19 protein-coding genes and 1 tRNA gene are annotated in these 17259 nt (G+C 70.0%); 11 read left to right on the top strand and 9 right to left on the bottom strand.

Annotation, left to right across the window (positions count from 1 at the left end; genetic code table 11):
- Nucleotides 1–186: 186 nt before the first annotated feature.
- Nucleotides 187–262 (bottom strand) — tRNA-Ala (locus tag AB0K37_RS31695).
- A gap of 543 nt (nt 263–805) precedes the next feature.
- Between AB0K37_RS31695 and AB0K37_RS31690 the strand changes: the two genes are divergently transcribed.
- The gene (locus AB0K37_RS31690; protein ID WP_363987237.1) at nt 806–1744 is read left to right on the top strand and encodes an LLM class flavin-dependent oxidoreductase; all 939 of its coding nucleotides are present in this window, start codon (nt 806–808) and stop codon (nt 1742–1744) included.
- A gap of 185 nt (nt 1745–1929) precedes the next feature.
- Here the strand turns inward: AB0K37_RS31690 and AB0K37_RS31685 are convergent, their stop codons facing one another.
- Together AB0K37_RS31685 and AB0K37_RS31680 are read right to left on the bottom strand one after the other, a co-directional pair.
- Nucleotides 1930–2634: an HAD-IA family hydrolase gene (locus tag AB0K37_RS31685; protein WP_363987235.1), complete on the bottom strand. Its 705-nt coding sequence runs from the start codon at nt 2632–2634 to the stop codon at nt 1930–1932.
- A 22-nt stretch (nt 2635–2656) separates the two neighbouring features.
- Entirely contained in the window at nt 2657–2776 is a 120-nt protein-coding gene (locus tag AB0K37_RS31680; RefSeq protein WP_021592723.1) for a DLW-39 family protein, read from the bottom strand.
- 220 nt (nt 2777–2996) lie between these two features.
- Between AB0K37_RS31680 and AB0K37_RS31675 the strand changes: the two genes are divergently transcribed.
- The 3 genes from AB0K37_RS31675 (at nt 2997) to AB0K37_RS31665 (ending at nt 5930) form a co-directional block, all read left to right on the top strand.
- Nucleotides 2997–3206 (top strand): hypothetical protein, encoded by a 210-nt coding sequence (locus tag AB0K37_RS31675; RefSeq protein ID WP_345182837.1) that lies wholly within the window; start codon nt 2997–2999, stop codon nt 3204–3206.
- 17 nt (nt 3207–3223) lie between these two features.
- The gene (locus AB0K37_RS31670; RefSeq protein WP_363987233.1) at nt 3224–4015 is read left to right on the top strand and encodes an SDR family NAD(P)-dependent oxidoreductase; all 792 of its coding nucleotides are present in this window, start codon (nt 3224–3226) and stop codon (nt 4013–4015) included.
- Nucleotides 4016–4136: 121 nt separating this feature from the next.
- Nucleotides 4137–5930, top strand: a complete 1794-nt coding sequence (locus AB0K37_RS31665; protein ID WP_363987231.1) for a M64 family metallopeptidase — start codon at nt 4137–4139, stop codon at nt 5928–5930.
- Nucleotides 5931–5991: 61 nt separating this feature from the next.
- Here AB0K37_RS31665 and AB0K37_RS31660 read toward each other — a convergent pair whose 3' ends face one another.
- The 3 genes from AB0K37_RS31660 to AB0K37_RS31650 form a co-directional block, all read right to left on the bottom strand.
- Nucleotides 5992–6936, bottom strand: a complete 945-nt coding sequence (locus AB0K37_RS31660; RefSeq protein ID WP_363987229.1) for a DMT family transporter — start codon at nt 6934–6936, stop codon at nt 5992–5994.
- 112 nt (nt 6937–7048) lie between these two features.
- A complete protein-coding gene (locus tag AB0K37_RS31655) occupies nt 7049–7990 on the bottom strand; it encodes an AraC family transcriptional regulator (protein WP_363987227.1) in 942 nt (313 codons plus the stop codon).
- Nucleotides 7947–8180 carry a hypothetical protein gene (locus tag AB0K37_RS31650; RefSeq protein WP_185029805.1) on the bottom strand — a complete coding sequence of 78 codons (234 nt, stop codon included), beginning with the start codon at nt 8178–8180 and terminating at the stop codon, nt 7947–7949. The genes AB0K37_RS31655 and AB0K37_RS31650 overlap by 44 nt, the downstream gene beginning before the upstream one ends.
- Nucleotides 8181–8674: 494 nt before the next feature.
- Between AB0K37_RS31650 and AB0K37_RS31645 the strand changes: the two genes are divergently transcribed.
- Complete coding sequence (locus AB0K37_RS31645) at nt 8675–9127, top strand: transcriptional regulator (protein WP_363987225.1); 453 nt, start codon at nt 8675–8677, stop codon at nt 9125–9127.
- A 786-nt stretch (nt 9128–9913) separates the two neighbouring features.
- Here AB0K37_RS31645 and AB0K37_RS31640 read toward each other — a convergent pair.
- Complete coding sequence (locus AB0K37_RS31640) at nt 9914–10651, bottom strand: VOC family protein (protein WP_363987223.1); 738 nt, start codon at nt 10649–10651, stop codon at nt 9914–9916.
- A 281-nt stretch (nt 10652–10932) separates the two neighbouring features.
- On the opposite strand from AB0K37_RS31640, the gene AB0K37_RS31635 reads away from it, so the two are divergent.
- From AB0K37_RS31635 to AB0K37_RS31610, 6 genes are all read left to right on the top strand, one after another.
- Nucleotides 10933–11793 (top strand): dioxygenase, encoded by an 861-nt coding sequence (locus tag AB0K37_RS31635; RefSeq protein WP_363987221.1) that lies wholly within the window; start codon nt 10933–10935, stop codon nt 11791–11793.
- A gap of 639 nt (nt 11794–12432) precedes the next feature.
- The gene (locus tag AB0K37_RS31630) at nt 12433–12936 is read left to right on the top strand and encodes a DUF1269 domain-containing protein (RefSeq protein WP_363987219.1); all 504 of its coding nucleotides are present in this window, start codon (nt 12433–12435) and stop codon (nt 12934–12936) included.
- Nucleotides 12937–13374: 438 nt separating this feature from the next.
- Nucleotides 13375–13800: a VOC family protein gene (locus tag AB0K37_RS31625; protein ID WP_363987240.1), complete on the top strand. Its 426-nt coding sequence runs from the start codon at nt 13375–13377 to the stop codon at nt 13798–13800.
- 211 nt (nt 13801–14011) lie between these two features.
- Nucleotides 14012–14419 carry a YciI family protein gene (locus AB0K37_RS31620; RefSeq protein ID WP_363987238.1) on the top strand — a complete coding sequence of 136 codons (408 nt, stop codon included), beginning with the start codon at nt 14012–14014 and terminating at the stop codon, nt 14417–14419.
- Nucleotides 14416–15561: a DUF6596 domain-containing protein gene (locus tag AB0K37_RS31615; RefSeq protein WP_363987217.1), complete on the top strand. Its 1146-nt coding sequence runs from the start codon at nt 14416–14418 to the stop codon at nt 15559–15561. The genes AB0K37_RS31620 and AB0K37_RS31615 overlap by 4 nt, the downstream gene beginning before the upstream one ends.
- Nucleotides 15562–15702: 141 nt before the next feature.
- Nucleotides 15703–16101: a hypothetical protein gene (locus AB0K37_RS31610; RefSeq protein WP_363987215.1), complete on the top strand. Its 399-nt coding sequence runs from the start codon at nt 15703–15705 to the stop codon at nt 16099–16101.
- On the opposite strand, the gene AB0K37_RS31605 is transcribed toward AB0K37_RS31610, so the two are convergent.
- The gene (locus AB0K37_RS31605) at nt 16049–16312 is read right to left on the bottom strand and encodes a hypothetical protein (RefSeq protein ID WP_363987214.1); all 264 of its coding nucleotides are present in this window, start codon (nt 16310–16312) and stop codon (nt 16049–16051) included. The genes AB0K37_RS31610 and AB0K37_RS31605 overlap by 53 nt on opposite strands.
- A gap of 738 nt (nt 16313–17050) precedes the next feature.
- A partial coding sequence (locus AB0K37_RS31600; protein WP_363987212.1) for a hypothetical protein occupies nt 17051–17259 on the bottom strand: 209 nt, incomplete at its 5' end.

Here is a 17259-nt window from a genome sequence, read left to right as displayed (position 1 = left end):
GCGGCGATGATCTACCAGCACGCGACGTCTGAGGCGAGCCGCGCGATCGCTGATGCGCTCAACGACAAGATCGGAGCGGGGCGGCGAGGATGACGGCGGCCTCGGTGGCGTGCTCGTCCCGGTGGCCTAATGGCCCGCTGATCGCACGAACGCCCCCGCCCGTGGTCTGGGCGGGGGCGTTTTGGCTGGTGGAGCCTAGGGGATTCGAACCCCTGACACCCGGCTTGCAAAGCCGGTGCTCTACCAACTGAGCTAAGGCCCCTGGTCTTGTGTTACTTGACCTGCGGTGACGCTCGACTGGCGTGACCGGTGACGATCGTACACCGTAGGCGGAGCGCAGGCTTTCGAGGATGGGCAGCTGGTGAGGCCCCGACGGGGTCACTCGTCCTCGGAGGGGCGCGGGTCAGTTGGCCGGGAGGAACGTCTTCAGTTCTGCCGCACGGGAACGGTGAAGCCTACGCGGGTGGGGGCGGCGTAGCTCGGCTGACGTAGGTTGCCAGTTTCTCGAGCAGCGCGTCTGCCGGGTGAGGAGTGCTCACTGGTTCAGGTTCCCGACTCGCGGTGCCTTGTCGTCTGGGTGCAGGTCGAGGCGCAGCAAATCGTCCGGGACGGCCTGGGTGGCAAGGCCGAAGGCGTCCGCCCGCCATGGCCAGATTGTGTCGCGCGTCCACGAGTGTGCGCAGGGGCTCCAGACCAGGGTCGTCCAACCAAGCGTGCATTACGCTCGCTCCGCGCCAGCCGTGCCGGGTGTTCATGCCTTCGAGGGAATTGTCGTCACTCCTGGGAGAGACCACGATCCTCTCCCATGGACACGAAACTCGGGATCTTGCTCCCTACCGATCGGGCTCGGTGGGATGACGCCCGCCAGCTGGTCGATTTCGCCGTCCGGGCCGAACGCCTCGGCTTCGACTCGGTCTGGGCCAACGACACTCTGCTCGGTCCGCGGATCGAACCGCTGGCCATGCTCGCCGCCCTCTCATCGGCGACCGAACGCGTCACGCTGGGGACGGCCGCCCTCCTGCCCGCCTTCCGCCGGCCGGTGCTGGCGGCTCAGACGCTCGCCTCCATCGATCATCTGTCCGCGGGACGTCTGATCGTCGCCGCGGGTGCGGGGTTCCCCGGCAGGTCGGAGATCGAGTACGCCGTGTCCGGGGTGCCGTGGGAGCGCCGCTTCGGACGGTTGGACGACACGGTGGCCCTGTGGCGGGCGCTGTGGTCGGGTGAGCGTGCATTCCAGGGCAAGGTGTTGCACTTCGACGACCTGCCTGAATCCACACCCTCCTACCGGCCGGGCGGGCCGCCGATCTGGCTGGCCGGGGCGAGTCCCTCGGCGCTGGAGCGTGCCGGACGGCTCTACGACGGGTGGTTGCCCTATCCGCCCGATCCCGCCGACTACCGAGCGGGCCTCGCGACGGTGCGGGCGGCGAGCCGCCCTGAGCACGCGGTCACGCCGGCGCTGTTCGTCACCGTGCTGATCAGCGATGACGCGGGCGTGGAACGGCAGCTCGACTCGTACTGCCGCTCGACCTACGGCCTGCCGTACGAAACGGTGCGGACGATCCAGGCGATCGTCGCAGGCCCGGCCGAACATGTGGCCGCCACGTTGGCCCGGTACCTGGAGGCGGGCGCGGAGCACCTCGTCTGCCGCATCGCTGCGCCGTCCCTCGACGCCCAGCTCGACCAGGTGGAACGCATCGCCGCGACCGTGCGCCCAGTGCTGAGCCCCTCCCGGCTGTCGAGATGACCGTAGGCGCTGCGGGCAGGCGGTCGGGGGCCGGGTGCGAACCACGTCCCTCGGCGGGTTGATCGATGCCCAACGAACGGGCGTCGGATACGTCTGTCGTCGGCTGTCGATGCCGTCGCCCGGCAAACCGCTGGAGGCCCTCGCCTGGCCCGGCCTAGGCGTCTCGTCCCCGCGCGTACGGGGGGTTACCCGTGTTCGGCGTTGGCGGGGGTGCGGAGGATGAGGTCGGGGAGGGCTGCGACGGAGGGGAGGATGTGGGTGGCGCCGGCGGCGAGGAGGCGGTCGTCGTCGTGGGCGCCGGTGAGGACGCCGGCGACGATGGACGCCCCGGAGCGGCGGCCGCAGAGCATGTCGCCCGCGGTGTCACCGCAGACGGCGATGTGGCGGACGTCGTCCACGCCGAGGCGCAGGGCCGCGGTCAGGACGAGGTCGGGCCACGGCCGGCCGCGCGGGACGTCCTCGGGGCAGAGGGTCAGGTCGGCGCGGTCCCACCAGCCGAGGGCGTCGAGGACGCGGGCCTGCGTGCCGCGGCCGAAGCCGGTGAGCAGGCACACGCGGACACCGGCGCCGCGCAGCCGTGCGAGGGCGTCGTCGGCGCCGGGTACGGGTGTGAGGCCGCGCCGGTCGATGAGGTCGTGGTAGGACCGCTCGAACGCCAGATGCGCGGCCCGGGCGCGGGGTTCGTCGAAGAGCGAGCGGAATATGCCGATCTTCGATCCGCCGCGCGCGTCGCGGAAGCGGGCGAGGGCACGGCCGTAGGACGCCGTGCCGGAGACGATCCCCAGGGTGGCGATCGCCTCGGCGAAGGCGCACTCGACGGTGTCGCCGTCCGCGACGGTGGTCCCGGCGAGATCGAGGCAGGCGACGGTGATCGGCTCTGCTTCGTTCACGCCGGGGCCTGTCGCCGGAGTGTCAGTTGTCGGACGACGTGGCCTCGGTCCACAGGTCCAGCTCGGCGCGGTCCTGCTGGAGCTTGCGCCAGACGGCGAAGCCACCGAGTGCGACGACGGCGAGGACGAGCAGCTTCTTCACGGTGGGACCCCTTCACCTTCGACTATCAAGTCAGAACCCGGGAACGGCTCATCAGTGTCTGCCTCCCCCAGGCTCTCCGCAGCCTAGCAACCACGGCCGGGCGATCAGCACCGAAGGGCCCCTCCCCGGACGGGACATTTGAGGAAGCCTCGCATTTCCTCCTCTCGTCGGAACGCCGGAACGGCCGCATAATCCGGGTGGACGACCTTCGGGAGTGCCGATGGCAGAAGACGACTTCCGGCGCTGGGAGCGCGAGCTGGAGCCGGACGTGCCGGACGAGCGTCCGTCCGGGGGCCGCGGTCTGGTGCTGGTCGCGGGGCTGACCGCCACGGCGTGCGCGGCCGTGATCGCGTGGGGCGACGTGCCGCTCGGCACCGCCGGGCTGGTGCTCTCGTCGATCATTCTTCTGCTGTGGCGCATCGGAATGTGATCCGCCATCATCGCGGGATGGATCTGCGCGGAGCGAACGTCCTGCTGACCGGCGCGACCGGCGGGATCGGCCAGGCGCTGGCGAGGGCGCTCGCCGGTCGCGGCGCCCGGCTGGTGCTGACGGGGCGCCGGGCGGACGTCCTGGAACCGCTGGCCGAGCGGCTCGGCGGCCGCGCCATCGTCGCCGACCTCGCGGACCGGGCGGCGGCCGAGAGCCTCCTGGACGAGGCGGGCCGGGTGGACGTGCTGGTCGCGAACGCCGCGCTGCCGGCGTCCGGGCTGCTCTCCGAGTACTCGATCGAGGAGATCGACCGGGCGCTGGACGTGAACCTGCGCGCGCCGATCGTGATGGCGAAGCTCGCCGCCGCGCAGATGGCCGATCGTGGCCGCGGCCACCTGGTCTTCGTCTCGTCGCTGGCCGGCAAGACGGCGTCCGGGCACGCGTCCCTCTACAACGCGACGAAGTTCGGTATGCGGGGATTCGCCCTGGCGTTGCGCGAGGACCTGCGCCCGCACGGCGTCGGCGTCTCGACGGTCTTCCCCGGCTTCATCCGGGACGCGGGCATGTTCGCGGAGGCGGGCGTGACCCTGCCCAAGGGGATCGGGACGCGGTCGCCCCGGGACGTGGCGCGCGCGACCGTCCGGGCCGTCGAGCGCGACATCGCGGAGATCGACGTGGCGCCGCTCGGGCTGAGGATCGGCGCGCGGATCGGCGGGGTCGCGCCCGTCCTGTCGGCGGTCGTGCAGCGGCGCGCGGGCGGGCACCGGATCTCGCAGGGCCTCGCGGACGGGCAGCGCGGCAAGCGCTAGCGACAAATCTGGATCTTCCAGCGATAATCCGGACGGGCCCGCTTGATCAGCGGGACGAGCCGGCGCAGCGGCCGGGCCGCATCCCGCCTGCCGCGCGCCCCCGCGCGAGGAGGGTCTGCGCATGTGGACGGGCAGAAGAATCGTGATCGGGACGGCGGCCGCGGCCGTCCTGTCGCTGGTGTCGGTGCCCGCGCGGGCGGCGGAACCCGCGGACGCGACCGTGGTGCCGGTGCAGGTCACCGGCGATCCCGCGAAGCGCTTCAATCTCGTGGTGCTGGGTGACGGCTACACGGCGGCGGACATGCCGAAGTTCCGCGCACACCTCGCCAAGCACCTCAACGACCTGTGGACGATCGAGCCGTTCAAGTCGTATCGCAGCTACATCAACGTGTACGCGGTGGAAATCCCGTCCGGCGAGTCCGGCGTGAGCTGTGACCCGGCGCTGTCGTCACCGCGCCGCACGACGCCTTTGAGCATGGCCTTCTGGAGCGGCTGTAGAGAGGACGGCATTCAGCGCCTTCTCGTCATGAACTCTGCGGCCGCCAAGACGTATGCGGATCTCGTCCAGGGCACGACTGTAGGAAACCGTCAGATCCTCGCGCTCGCGAACAGCGACACCTATGGCGGTGCAGGCGGCGCCTATGCGACGGCGTCCGGTGGGAACGCCATGTCGGCTCTCATCGCGCCGCACGAACTCGGCCACTCGCTAGGTGGGCTGGACGACGAGTACGACTACTACCAGCGAGGCGTCCCTGGTGGTACGTACACCGGCCCTGAGCCCGCCTCCATCCATCACACGCTTCTGACCGAGGAGGAGATGAAGGCACAGAAGCAGAAGTGGTGGCGATGGCTCGGTGAACGGAGCGAGGCCGGGGGCACCATCGGACGGTACGAGGGTGGCCTCTACTCCGGTAAGGGCGTGTGGAGGCCGAGCCGGCACTCGATGATGAAAACGCTCGGCTACTACTACGACCAGGTCGCGCGTGAACGGATGACCCAGCGGATCTCAGGCAAGGTCAACCTCGTCCAGGCGAACACGCCCACGGACGCATCGGTGGGCGACGACCGTGTGCTGTGGGTCGAAACGATGCATCCGACCGGTCACCCACTGTCCGTCGCATGGGCGGTCGACGGGAAGACCGTCGGGCACGGCGCGAACCTCGACCTGGCGAGGCTGCACCTTAGGAAGGGCACGCACACGGTCAAGGCGACCGTCACCGATCCCACCGGCTTCGTCCGAGACCCGGCGATCCGGTCGTCCGCCGCACTCACGCAGGTGCGTACATGGACGGTCGACACCGCCATAAGCACTCCGCCTGAGAACGTGCCTGTCGACTTCAGTTCCTCCACGCCCGCTGAGGCACCGGTAGGAAGCGATTCCGTCGTCTACGTGGAGACGACCCACCCGGTGCGGAGCGCGCCCAAGGTGAACTGGGTACTGGACGGGCGCCCCGTACGGGGTGGCGACCGAAACATCGATCTCGGGCGGTTCCACCTTGCGAAGGGCACCCACACGCTCGTCGCTCGGGTCGGTTCCAAGACCCGCACATGGACGATCGACGCGCAGGCGCCGGCCGTTGCGTACGAGCTGTCCAAGGCGGCACAGAGCCAGGTTCGTCCTGGTCGGACGCCCGAGTACGTCTTCGACGGTCCCTTCACCATGCGGCTCACCGGCGCGGACGACCGTCCAGGCGTGGTCGTCTCCGAGTTCCGCGTGGACGGCGACGGCTGGTTCAACTACTTCGGCTGGCCGACCGACTCGTCCTCCCCCTGGCTGTTCACCGAGAACGGCACGGTCATCGACAGCCTCACCTACGGCAAGCTCGGAAAGGGCCGCCACACCATCGAGTACCGCGCGATCGACGCCGCGGGAAACGTCAGCAAGGCGGGCAAGTTCATCGCCACCCTCCGCTGAGCCCCAGCCTCCGGCACCAGCCCTGCCCCTCCTCGCGGACTCGGGGGGCAGGGCCTTGGGGTCAGCGTTCGGGCGCGGGTTCCGGCGCGGGCTTCACGGCGGGTTCGGGTGCGGCGGCGCTGTCGCCGGGCGGGGGCACAGGGGCGGCCGCGGGGGAGCGGCGCGCGGTGGCGAGGACGGAGCCGCCGAGGATCAGCACGAAGGACGCGATGATCGTCCCGCTGAGCGGCTCCCCCAGGAACACGACGCCGGCCGCGACCGCCACCGCCGGGTTCACGTAGGTGAACACCATGCCTCGGGACGTGCCGACCTCCCGGATGAGCTCGAAGAAGACGATGAACGCCAGCGCCGTGCAGACCAGGCCGAGGGCGACGAGCGCGGCGAGGACCCGCCCGTCGGGCATGGCGCTCGGCCAGGTGGCGATGGCCGGGCCGGTGTAGGCGAGCGCGGCGATGGCCAGCGAGAACGCGGCCATGTGCAGGCTCGGCAGGTCCTGGAGGCGCCGGGTGGCGATCATCGGGGCGATCGCGTACCCGACCGCGACCAGCATGACCTCGCCGATCGCCCACGCGCTGCCGCCGCCGAGGTGCGGTCCGGCGAGCACTCCGACGCCGGCCAGGCCGACCAGGAGTCCCGCCCACCGGAGGGGCCCGAGCCGCTCGGCGTCGCCGGTGAGCCGGGCGAGCACCACGCCGATGATCGGGACGGCGGCGATGAGCAGGCCCGTCATGGAGCTGGTCAGCCGGTTCTCGGCGTCCGACAGCAGCGCCCACGGCCCGAGGATCTCCACCGCGGTGAACAGCAGGAGCGGGCGCCAGTGGCGGCGGACCACGTCCAGCCGCCCCGCCCTGACCGCCAGCGGCAGCAGGACGAGCACGCCCAGCGCCGTGCGCGCGAACACCACCATGGGGACCGAGACGCTCTCGACCGCCACCTTGATCAACAGATAGGGGATGCCCCACAGCACGCTCATCAGCGCGAACAGCATCCAGCCGCGGCGACTCAACCCGACCTCCGTTCTCGACCGCCCCGCCCGGGCCGCCTCCGCTCCGGGACCTTCGCGGAGCGGGCGCGTTCGCGATCGGCCCTGGCACCCGGGTCCGACCCGGGGCGGACGTTCAGAATCGGGGTCGACGAGATGTGCTGTCTTGAACGCTGTTGCGGTAAACGCCCGGAGTGACGCCCAGCACGCGGCGGAACCAGCGGGTGAGGTGCGCCTGGTCGGCGAACCCGACGAGCGTCGCCGCCTCGGCCGGACGGTGGCCCGCGTCCAGCAGCGCCCGGGCGCGGGCCACCCGGTGCTGGGCGAGCCACGCGTACGGCGGCATGCCCATCGCGTCCCGGAAGGCACGCAGTAGCTGGTAGCGCGACAACCCCAGGTCGGCGGCGACCTCGGCGAGCGTCGGCGGGGCGGTCAGCTCGTCGGACAGGCGGGTCGCGACCGTCCTCGCGATGCGTCCGGCTTCCGCCCTGTGGTGGGCCGGGACCGCCTTCGGGCCGGACGCCGCATGCCGCCGGACGAGCGTGCCCAGCACGCCGAGCAGCCGCGACTCCCCCTCAAGCGGGTCGGCACCGAGCCTCAGAGCATGGTGGGCGAGGCGCAGGGCCTCGCCGAGACCCCGGTCATCGATGATCGGATGCGCGAAGTGCGGTGCCGCCGGCGCCTGGCCGGCCTCCGCGGTCGTCGCCGCGCCCAGCAGCTCGGCGGCGGGGTAGAGGCACAGGTACGCGAAACCCTCCGGACGCGCCGGACCGCCGGTGTGCGCCTCGCCCGGCTCGACCACGACGACGCTGCCGGCCGCCGAGTAGATCCTCTCGCCCCGGTAGAGCATCGTCTCCGTGCCGTCGACGGTGACGCCGATGGCGTACTCGTCGTGGGTGTGCGGCGCGTAGTGCCGGCGGCCGATGCGGGCCGTCAGCAGATCGAGCGGCACGCCCTGGATACCGCCCACACGCGTCCACAGCGTCCGGTCGACTCCCCGGGTGTCGAGCGGGCTTCCGCCGCCCGGGCGCCGGTCAGGCCGAGAAGACGTGCCGGAGCCGCCAGCGGTCCTCGTCACGACCGAGCTCCACGACGGCCACGCCCTCCGCGCCGGTGACCCGGAACCGGTAGACCCTGCCCTCCTGGGCCGAGCCGTAGGTCTTCAGCACCGCGTCCACCGCGTAGCGCGTCCCCCGCCACTCGTACGCGGTGAGCCGCCCCGCCGGGTCGTGCTCGGCTCTGACCGGCTCGTTCAGCAACTGCCCCATGCGGGGAGGGTAGCACGCGTTCGAACAAATGTTCGCAGGTCGGAGCGGCCTTCCCGCCCGGGCCGGCACCGCCTCCGGGCGGATCGGAGCGCGAAAACCACCGTGCCGCCGGGCGTTGCGAGCCGCTCGCCTCCACGGCACCGAGCCGAGAAACACGGGTCATGAACAGACCAACAGAAAACACCCCGCGACCTCATCCCGATCACACCCGCCGACCTCGCAGGCGCCGCCCCGCCCATCCCGCGATCTCGAGCTCCGAACCCGGCTCCCGTTCCGAACCCGGCTCCCGTTCCGCACCTGGCTTCTACGGATCCGTCGCGTGGTGGTCACGAATGGCCACACGTCAGGCACCGCCTGTGGAACGGTATTGATCATCCGGCGCTCGGAGCCGGTCGCCCGGGTCGCCCCGGGCCGGTAACTGAAACACCGTGAGGTGAGACATGTCTCCGGACCAGATCGTCACGGCTCTGACCTTCATAGTCGTTCTGGGTTCGATGCTCGTTGCGCACAACGTCGGCGACCACTGGGTCCAGACCGATGTCCAGGACAGGGACAAGGGTCTGCACGGCGACCAGATGTGGAGGGGGCGCCTGGCATGCCTGCGGCATGTGGCGTCCTACACCGTCTGCACGTCACTGGTCGTCGCCATGATGTGGGCGATCCTCGGCCTGCGGATCTCGCTGGTCAGCTTCATCCTCGGGCAGCTGATATCGGCGGTCACCCACTTCTGGGCCGACCGCCGGACCCCCCTGCAGTGGCTGGCCGAACTCGTCGACAAGCTCAAGGGCCTCAAGGGAGAGGCCGTGGGCACCTTCTACCGGCTCGGCGCCCCGCGCGCCGGCAAGGATGACAACCTCGTGCTGGGGACGGGGCGGTACGCCCTCGACCAGGCATGGCACTGGTGGTGGATCTTCATCGCCTCCGTCGTGACGGCAGTCGCGGCGTAAGCACCCACCACCCCGGCGGGGCCGTCTTCCGGCGTCGCTTCGACGACCGGCCCTCGTACCCACAGGTGCGAGGGCCGTTCCCTCGCCAGGCGCAGGGGGCTCGGCGAGTGCAGCGGGGCCACCGACATGCGCGCCGACCTGTCAGAGCCGGTGGTCGTCGCCGACGCGGGCGCCACTGCGCCAGATCAGGAGATAGGTCGCCTCCGGCGGGAGCCTCCAAGAGCTGTTATCCACAGGCTGTTGGTAACCGTCGCACACATCTTCCACCTCGTCGCAGCAGGGCGTTCCGGGGTCGCGTCCACAGGTGGATCCCCAGAACAGCCGGGCTTTCCACGGTCCGGACGGCACGTTCGCCGCCGCCCTTCCCATCCTGACCGAGGTCGCTCGTCCGTCCACAGAATCCACAACCTGTGGATAACTCTCGTGCACAACCTGGGTACGGCCCCGCGGCTCCGCGTCCACATTCTTCCCCAGCTCGCCCCCAACCCGCGCGCTCAGTTGTCCACGTCGTGGAAAAGCCGCTGACCAGCAGGAGAACCCACTCTGCGCCAGCGTTCTCCACACCCCGTTCACACCCTGTGGGCGAAGCTCTTCCACAACCTCACCGCACCGGTGGACAGAGTTGCCCACAGTAATCCCCAACCGTGTCCCCAACCCGGCACTCCACCGGGGACACCGTGAGGCCGAACGTCGGCTCGACCCCGCACCGGCCGCCGACCCGGCGTTCGATGCGGGTCGATCAGCCTTGAGGGCCTTCACCAGCGGGTTTCAGCTCGCGGAGTCCGGTCAGTGCGTGTCTCCGGAGGGCGGCGTCCGACCGTCGACGGGGACGGCTGCTTCGAGATCGGCCAGACGGCTGAGGTCGTCGCCCGACCGGGACGAGGCGGGCAGGTCGATCGCGCGGGCCTCGGCCGTGAGGGCGCGGACGCGGGGCCATTCCTCCAGGTGGGCGGCGGCGTCGGCGCGCAGGACCAGGGCCTTGAGGCGCTCGGACGGGGACAGCGGCTCATCGGACCGCAGCAGCCGATCGAGGATCCGAGCCGCGGCGCGATGGTCCCCCTTCGACTCGCCGAGGAGCGCGGCCATGTGGAAGGCCCGGGCCACCGGCTCCTCCGGAATGGGCGCGTGCCGCGTGTCCTCCGAGATGGCCTGGCCGATGCGGAGCTGGAGCCCGTCCGGGTCGCTGAGCAGGAACTGCCGGACCCCGTAGGACATGTCCCGCAATGCGCTCAGTCGAGGCAGCCCCCGGGTCGGGACCCGCCCGAGGGCCTCGCGGAGCCCGCCGCGAAACGCCTCGTACAGGGCGTCGACCTTCGTCGTGGTGATGTAGCACATGTTCATGGACGCGGCCGGGTCGTGCTTCTTCCAGCCGAAGAACTGCAGTTCGACGTCGCCCCGCCGGACCGCGAGATACGGGTTGGGACGCATCTGCCAGGTCGTCTGCTCGAAACCGAGCACCCTGTAGAAGTCCCAGGTCAGCTCTATCGACCTGCACGGAAAGATCGGAATCGCCTTCTCACCCATGGTCGAAGCGTAGGAAGAGCGATCGAGTTAGTCAAGTTTGACTACAGCCCATCACGAGGGCGCGTCGTTCCCTGTGCGCGAGCCGCGGAGGTGGGGGATGATATGCGTCATCGCGATCACCGGGTGCCGCGATCGCCGCCACTCCCGCGACGATCCACGCGGCGAGTGCGACCGGGGTGGAACTCTCGGAGATCCGTTCAACCGCCCGGTGGGCACCACACTGGAAGTGAAGTCGTCCCCATCGCCAGAGTTTTCCACAGGTTGTGGAAAGGGAGGCATCCGTGGACTTCAACGAGCACACTGCGACGCGGGCCGTCCAGGACAGCTTCCGCGACACTCCCGACCCTCGACTCCGCGAACTGCTGGACGCGCTCACCCGCCACCTGCACGCATTCGTCGGTGAGGTCCGGCCGTCGATCCGCGAATGGGAGCAGGCGATCGGGTTCCTCACCGCCGTCGGCCAGACCTGCACCGACACGCGCCAGGAGTTCGTCCTGCTGTCGGACGTCCTGGGCGTGTCCATGCTGGTGGAGACCCTGAACGAGAAGGAGGACGGCACCGAGAGCACCGTGCTCGGCCCGTTCCACATGGTCGAGTCGCCCCCGCGTGCGCTCGGCGACAGCATCGACCTGATCGGTGAGGCGCCGCCGTGCCTTGTGGCCGGTCTTGTCCTCAGCAGCGACGGGACGCCCCTGCCCGACGCCGAGGTGGACGTCTGGCAGTGCAACGAGAAGGGGTTCTACGACGTCCAGCAGCCAGGGGTCCAACCAGCCGGCAACGGGCGGGGCCTTTTCCACACCGACTCCGAAGGGCGGTTCCGATTCCGGACCGTCCTGCCCAGCCATTACCCGATCCCGACGGACGGGCCGGTCGGACGGTTCCTGCGGGCCGCCGGCCGCCATCCCTACCGGCCGGCGCACATCCATTTCATCGTCCGGGCGGACGGCCACACCCCACTGACCACTCACGTCTTCGTGGCAGACAGCCCCTACCTGGACTCCGACGCGGTCTTCGCGGTCAAACAAAGCCTCGTCGTCGATTTCGCCGAGTCGACCGACGCGGAGACGGCCGCCCGGAACGGTGTCCGAGCGCCCTTCCGCCACGCCGAGTTCGACCTGGTCCTGAGTAGAGAGCTCAGTTGACCCACCCCGCGCGCGGGCTCTGCTGCGCGCCGCAGGCCGGCGCCAGGAGCGCCACTCCCGCGCGGCAATGTGGCAGTGTTCGGTGTGGACATCGCCCTCATCGGCATCGCCGACCCTCGGTTATCCACAACCTGTGGAGAACTGCCCCTCTTATCTGGATAACCGGCTCCGGGTCGCATAGGCCGAGGCGTGATCTCAATGCACCAAAGCCAAGAAGCCCAGGCCGCCGCCACGTCTCCACGCCTGGACTGGCGCAACGAGTAGGCGCCCTACTCCCAAGGCGGATCGGCGTCCGTGACGCCCCACTGCTATCGGCCATTGGGAAGCCCGCCTGACCCAGTTCTCTGGCGCTCCTCGGGAGCCGCGGCACACGGCCCCACGTCATTCCCTCCCGGCAATCGTCGGCTCTCCGCCAGAGGTGCCACCGTGCGCCGCGGGCTTACGTCAAGCAGAACCCACGTTTTGTCCTGTCCCGATCCAAGAGAGCGTCGCTCATGGTTTGCAACGGACCACACATTGGGGACTCTCCCGGACATCCCGACATATCGCGGGTGATCGGCACGCCGGGAACCGCCGCACACAGCGACCACGCACCCCTCCTGCGCCCGGCAGCGGGCGGGAGACACGACCGGGGGAAACATGAGCGATCTGATCGCCGTCGCCTACGACGACCTGCCTCACGCCGAGCAGGCGCGTGAGAAGCTCGTCCAGCTGCACAAGGAGCACATCATCGAGCTGGCGGACGTCGTCATCGTCGAGCGCAGGCAGGACGGCAAGATCAAGCTCCATCAGGCCCGCAACCTCGTCGCGGGCGGCGCCCTCGGCGGCGCCGCGTGGGGCGGGTTGATCGGGCTCATCTTCTTCATGCCGCTGCTCGGCATGGCCATCGGCGGAGCCACCGGCGCGGCCATGGGCTCCGCGTCCGACATGGGCATCGACGACGACTTCATGCACAACCTCGGCGAGCAGTTGCCGCCCGGAGCCGCGGCCGTGTTCGTCCTGATCGACAAGCGCAATCCCGAGAAGGTCGTCCCGGAGATGGCGCCCCTGGGCGGCAGGCTCATCCAGACCTCGCTGTCCCCCGAGCAGGAGGAGCACCTGCGGGAGGCCGTCAAGGCCGCTCGCGCACCCCAGCCCGCCTGAGAGGTCGAATCCGCGGCGCGGCAAACCGCTTGCCGGGACGGGCCGTGACACCCCGACGATCCAGAGGCCGGTTTCGAGACCCTCGAAACCGGCCTCTGACCTGCCCGTCCTGAAGCGCGGTGAGCACCTGCCACTTGGAGCAGCCTCTTCGACCCCATCAGCATCGACATCGAGCGCCAGCCTGCCCACCCGATACCGGCCGCTGCGCCTCCGCCGCATCCCTTCTGATCGTCCCGCCGACAGGGCCGGAACGCTCGGCGTGCGGGCGGGCAAGGTCCCCGTCGACCGTGTGGACGTCCTGGCGGCGACGGCCAGAAGCAGGTTCCTGGAACTCAGCGCCGTCCCGATGTCGAGAACGTCCCGCCCGCTCCGTCTCAGGTGCACCAGTGGCCAGGACGGGCCGCGCGACGAAGGAGGACCACCATGGCGATTCAGCGGATGGACAACGTCGGCATCGTCGTCGACGACCTTGATGCCGCGGTCGCGTTCTTCGTCGAACTCGGCATGGAGGTCGAGATGAAGGCGCAGATCGAGGGCCTTTGGGCGGACCGCACCGTCGGACTCGACGGCGTCCGGAGCGACATCGCGATGATGCGGACCCCGGACGGCGACGGCAGGCTGGAACTGATGAAGTACCGCGCTCCCGCGACGGTCGGCGCGGAGACGGAGAACCCGCCGCCCAACACGCTGGGCCTGCATCGCGTCATGTTCGCCGTCGACGACATCGAGGGCACCGTCGGCCGCCTGCGCGCCCACGGCGCCGAAGTCCTCGGCGAGGTGACGCGGTACGGGGACAGCTACCTGCTCTGCTACCTCCGCGGCCCCGACGGCATCATCGTCGCGTTGGCCGAGCAGCTCGGCTGACAACCGCCCGATCGGCCAGGAACCGCCCGCTCCCGACGCGGCGGCATGGTCAGGATCGTCGCGCCCCCTCCGTAGGAGACCCCCGGCGGTACGCGGAGGCCACGAAATCCGCCGGAAGAATCTGCGGCGGCATGTCGAGAACGGGCGCGCGGCTCCGTCCCAGGCAGTGAACACGGCCACAATGGGCCTGGACCACATCAAGGAGAACACGATGGCCAAGTACCTGCTGCTCAAGCACTACCGGGGTGCGCCGGCACCGGCCAACGACGTGCCGATGGAGCAGTGGACGCCGGACGAAGTCACGGCCCACATTCAGTACATGCAGGACTTCATCACCCGGCTCGAAGGAACCGGCGAGTTCGTCGACTCCCAGGGGCTCTCCCCAGAGGGGTCGTTCGTCCGCTACGGCGGCGAGGGCCGGCCGCCGGTCACCGACGGCCCGTTCGCGGAGACCAAGGACCTGATCGCCGGCTGGATATCGATCGACGTCGAGAGCCACGAGCGGGCGCTCGAACTGGCCGGCGAACTGTCCGCGGCGCCGGGTGCGGGCGGGAAGCCGATCTACGAGTGGCTCGAGGTCCGCCCCTTCCTGAGCGAGCCGCCCACGGTGACCGAGTGAACGAGCCCCTGCTGCGGGAGCTGGTGCCCGCGGTGATCGGTGTCCTCGTCCGCCGCGGAGCCGACTTCGCGGCGGCCGAGGACGCCGTGCAGGACGCACTGGTCGAGGCCGTGCGCGTGTGGCCGGACGACATGCCGCAGGACCCCAAGGGCTGGCTGGTCACCGTCGCCTGGCGCAAGTTCCTCGACGCCGCCCGCGCCGACACCTCCCGGCGGCACCGCGAGGTGCGCGTCGAGACCGAGCCCGCGCCGGGCCAGGGCGAGGCGGTGGACGACACGCTCCAGCTCTACTTCCTGTGCGCGCATCCGTCCCTGACACCGGCCTCGGCCGTCGCGCTCACGCTCCGCGCGGTCGGCGGCCTGACCACGCGCCAGATCGCGCAGGCCTACCTCGTGCCGGAAGCGACCATGGCCCAGCGGATCAGCAGGGCCAAACGGACCGTCTCGGACGTCCGGTTCAACCGGCACGGTGACGTCGCCACCGTGCTGCGCGTGCTCTACCTGGTCTTCAACGAGGGCTACTCCGGCGACGTCGACCTGGCGGCCGAGGCGATCCGGCTCACCCGCCAACTCGCCGCCAGGATCGACCACGAGGAGGTGGCGGGCCTGCTCGCGCTCATGCTGCTGCACCACGCACGGCGCGCGGCGCGGACCGGGCCCGACGGCAGGCTCGTGCCTCTCGCCGAGCAGGACCGCAGCCTGTGGGACACCCGCATGATCGCCGAGGGCGTCGACGTGCTCCAGGCGGCGCTCGTCCGCGATCGCCTGGGCGAGTTCCAGGCCCAGGCCGCCGTCGCCGCGCTCCACGCCGACGCCCAGACGGCCGCCGAGACCGACTGGGTTCAGATCGTCGAGTGGTACGACGAGCTGGTGCGCCTCACCGACAACCCGGTGGCCCGCCTCAACCGGGCCGTCGCGGTCGGCGAGGCCGACGGCCCGCGAGCCGGCCTGGCCGCCCTGGCGGAGCTCGACCCGTCCCTGCCCCGCTACACCGCCGCCGCGGCGTACCTGCACGAACGTGACGGCGACCCGGTCACCGCGGCACGGCTCTACGCCCAAGCCGCCCGATCAGCGCCCAACCTTCCCGAACGCGATCACCTCACGCGACAGGCCGCACGGCTCAACGAGCAACTGCGCACCTGATCGGCGAACGCCACCCGTTCACGGCTCCCACCGACGACGTTCTGCCCGCCCCTGTCCGGCTCGGTGCGGGCAATCCGTCCGATTCTTCCTGGGGATCACCACGCCCCCACAAGCCGCACGGATCCGCACTAGCCTCGTCGCGTGAGTGACGACGTCCAGCAGGTTCAGCCGCTCGACTCCGGGATAGCCGAAGAGTGGATACGGAAGACAGATGATCCGGACCGTCGCGCGGTCTCGGCCTCCAAGCTTCGAGCGGGGCCGCTGTGGAGTGTCAGCGTCTGGGTGATGGAGTTCGTCCGCACGGACCCTCTCGAATCCGAGTTGCGCCGCCGCATCGCAGACGCGCTGAGCGCCGTCGACGGCGTCTCCGGTGTGGAGGAGGAAGACCGGGAAGTGTGGACGGTGACCGGCACTCCGTCAGGCAAGGCGTTGGTCGAGGCGGTAGCCCTGGTAGTGGACGACCTGGCCGAAGCCGTCACCGCTGCTGTCAGCGGCTGGGAACAGGGGCCTGCCGATCGATCTCACGGCAGAGAACAGTGATCATGTCGTCAAAGACGTCGGCGCCGTGCTTCTGGATGAGAACGCCGTAGAGGTCCTTGCGGCTGGCCTCTCGGACCATCCAACTGAGGGTGGCGTGATGAACCTGGCGACCGGCGGCCAACTCGTCGTACGCGTCGCGAGTGACCCTCATCAGCTCGGGAAAGGCCGCAGACTCCGCCAGAATCATGCGAGTCGCGTCGGTGAGATTCATGCGAGGAGTCTAGGTCAGCCGGCCCCGTCGGCCATGCGCACGCTCACCAAGCGATCGTTGAGCTGCCTCCCGGACGGCAACGCTCGTGCCGGGTCCCTCACCCTCGTCTTCGTCCTCCCCCGCGAAGGCGTCGACACTCAAAATGGAGTGAGTCTCGGACGATCAACTCCCAGGTACGGCCGCACGGGGGGAGGTAGTCAGTAAGCCAAAGCCCGCCCAATTCAGCCACGTGCCCGCCCAGAAACCGCAACCGGCAGGGGGCGTGGGGGCGGAGCCCCCACATCGGGGGTCCGGGGGTCGCCCCCCGGGCAGAAACGACGAAGGAGTGGCGGGGAAGAAGCCCAACGGGCTTCGACCACACCACTCCCAACTCCGAGTGGGCCTAGGTGGACTTGAACCACCGGCCTCATCCTTATCAGTTCGATCATGGTCAAGGTTGTGGCCTGGCGTCCCGGCGCTGACCTTGTGGTGAGGGCTGCTCCCGTGCGGCGGCGTGTGCTGGTGTTGCTGTCACGGTTGCTGTCACTGATTTTTATGACTGCTTCTCTCACCTGCCCCGACGCTCGTCCATAACAGACGAACGAACCTGTCCGGAGGGTACTCCCGCGCGAACGGCGCGAACCCCAAGCCAGACAAATTCGCGCGGGAGTGCCCTCCGGGTCCAGGAGGGGTCTGGGGAACCACGGGGTTCCCCAGTAGCGCACCCTCAACCGATCTTCCGGCAGTCCCCGGAGGACTTCAACGGCGCTCGACCACAGTCACGCCCTGGTGCTCGTCGCCGAACGGGCTTAGAGGCTTCGGCGTCGACTTGTCAGGGCGGCGGCGCGCCCCTGCGGTGAGCGGTTGGGGCGGGGCCGGCGGGCGGAACAGCGACGTCGGCTGGACGCTCAGCGCCGCGTCGACGCTCCAGGTGTAGCCGCGCGCGAGCACGAGCTTGCCCTTGCGCA

Origin of the sequence: Actinomadura sp. NPDC049753 (assembly GCF_040674655.1) — a bacterium.
Classification (GTDB): Bacteria; Actinomycetota; Actinomycetes; order Streptosporangiales; family Streptosporangiaceae; genus Spirillospora; species Spirillospora verrucosospora.
This window is presented reverse-complemented; position numbering and strand designations above follow the sequence as displayed.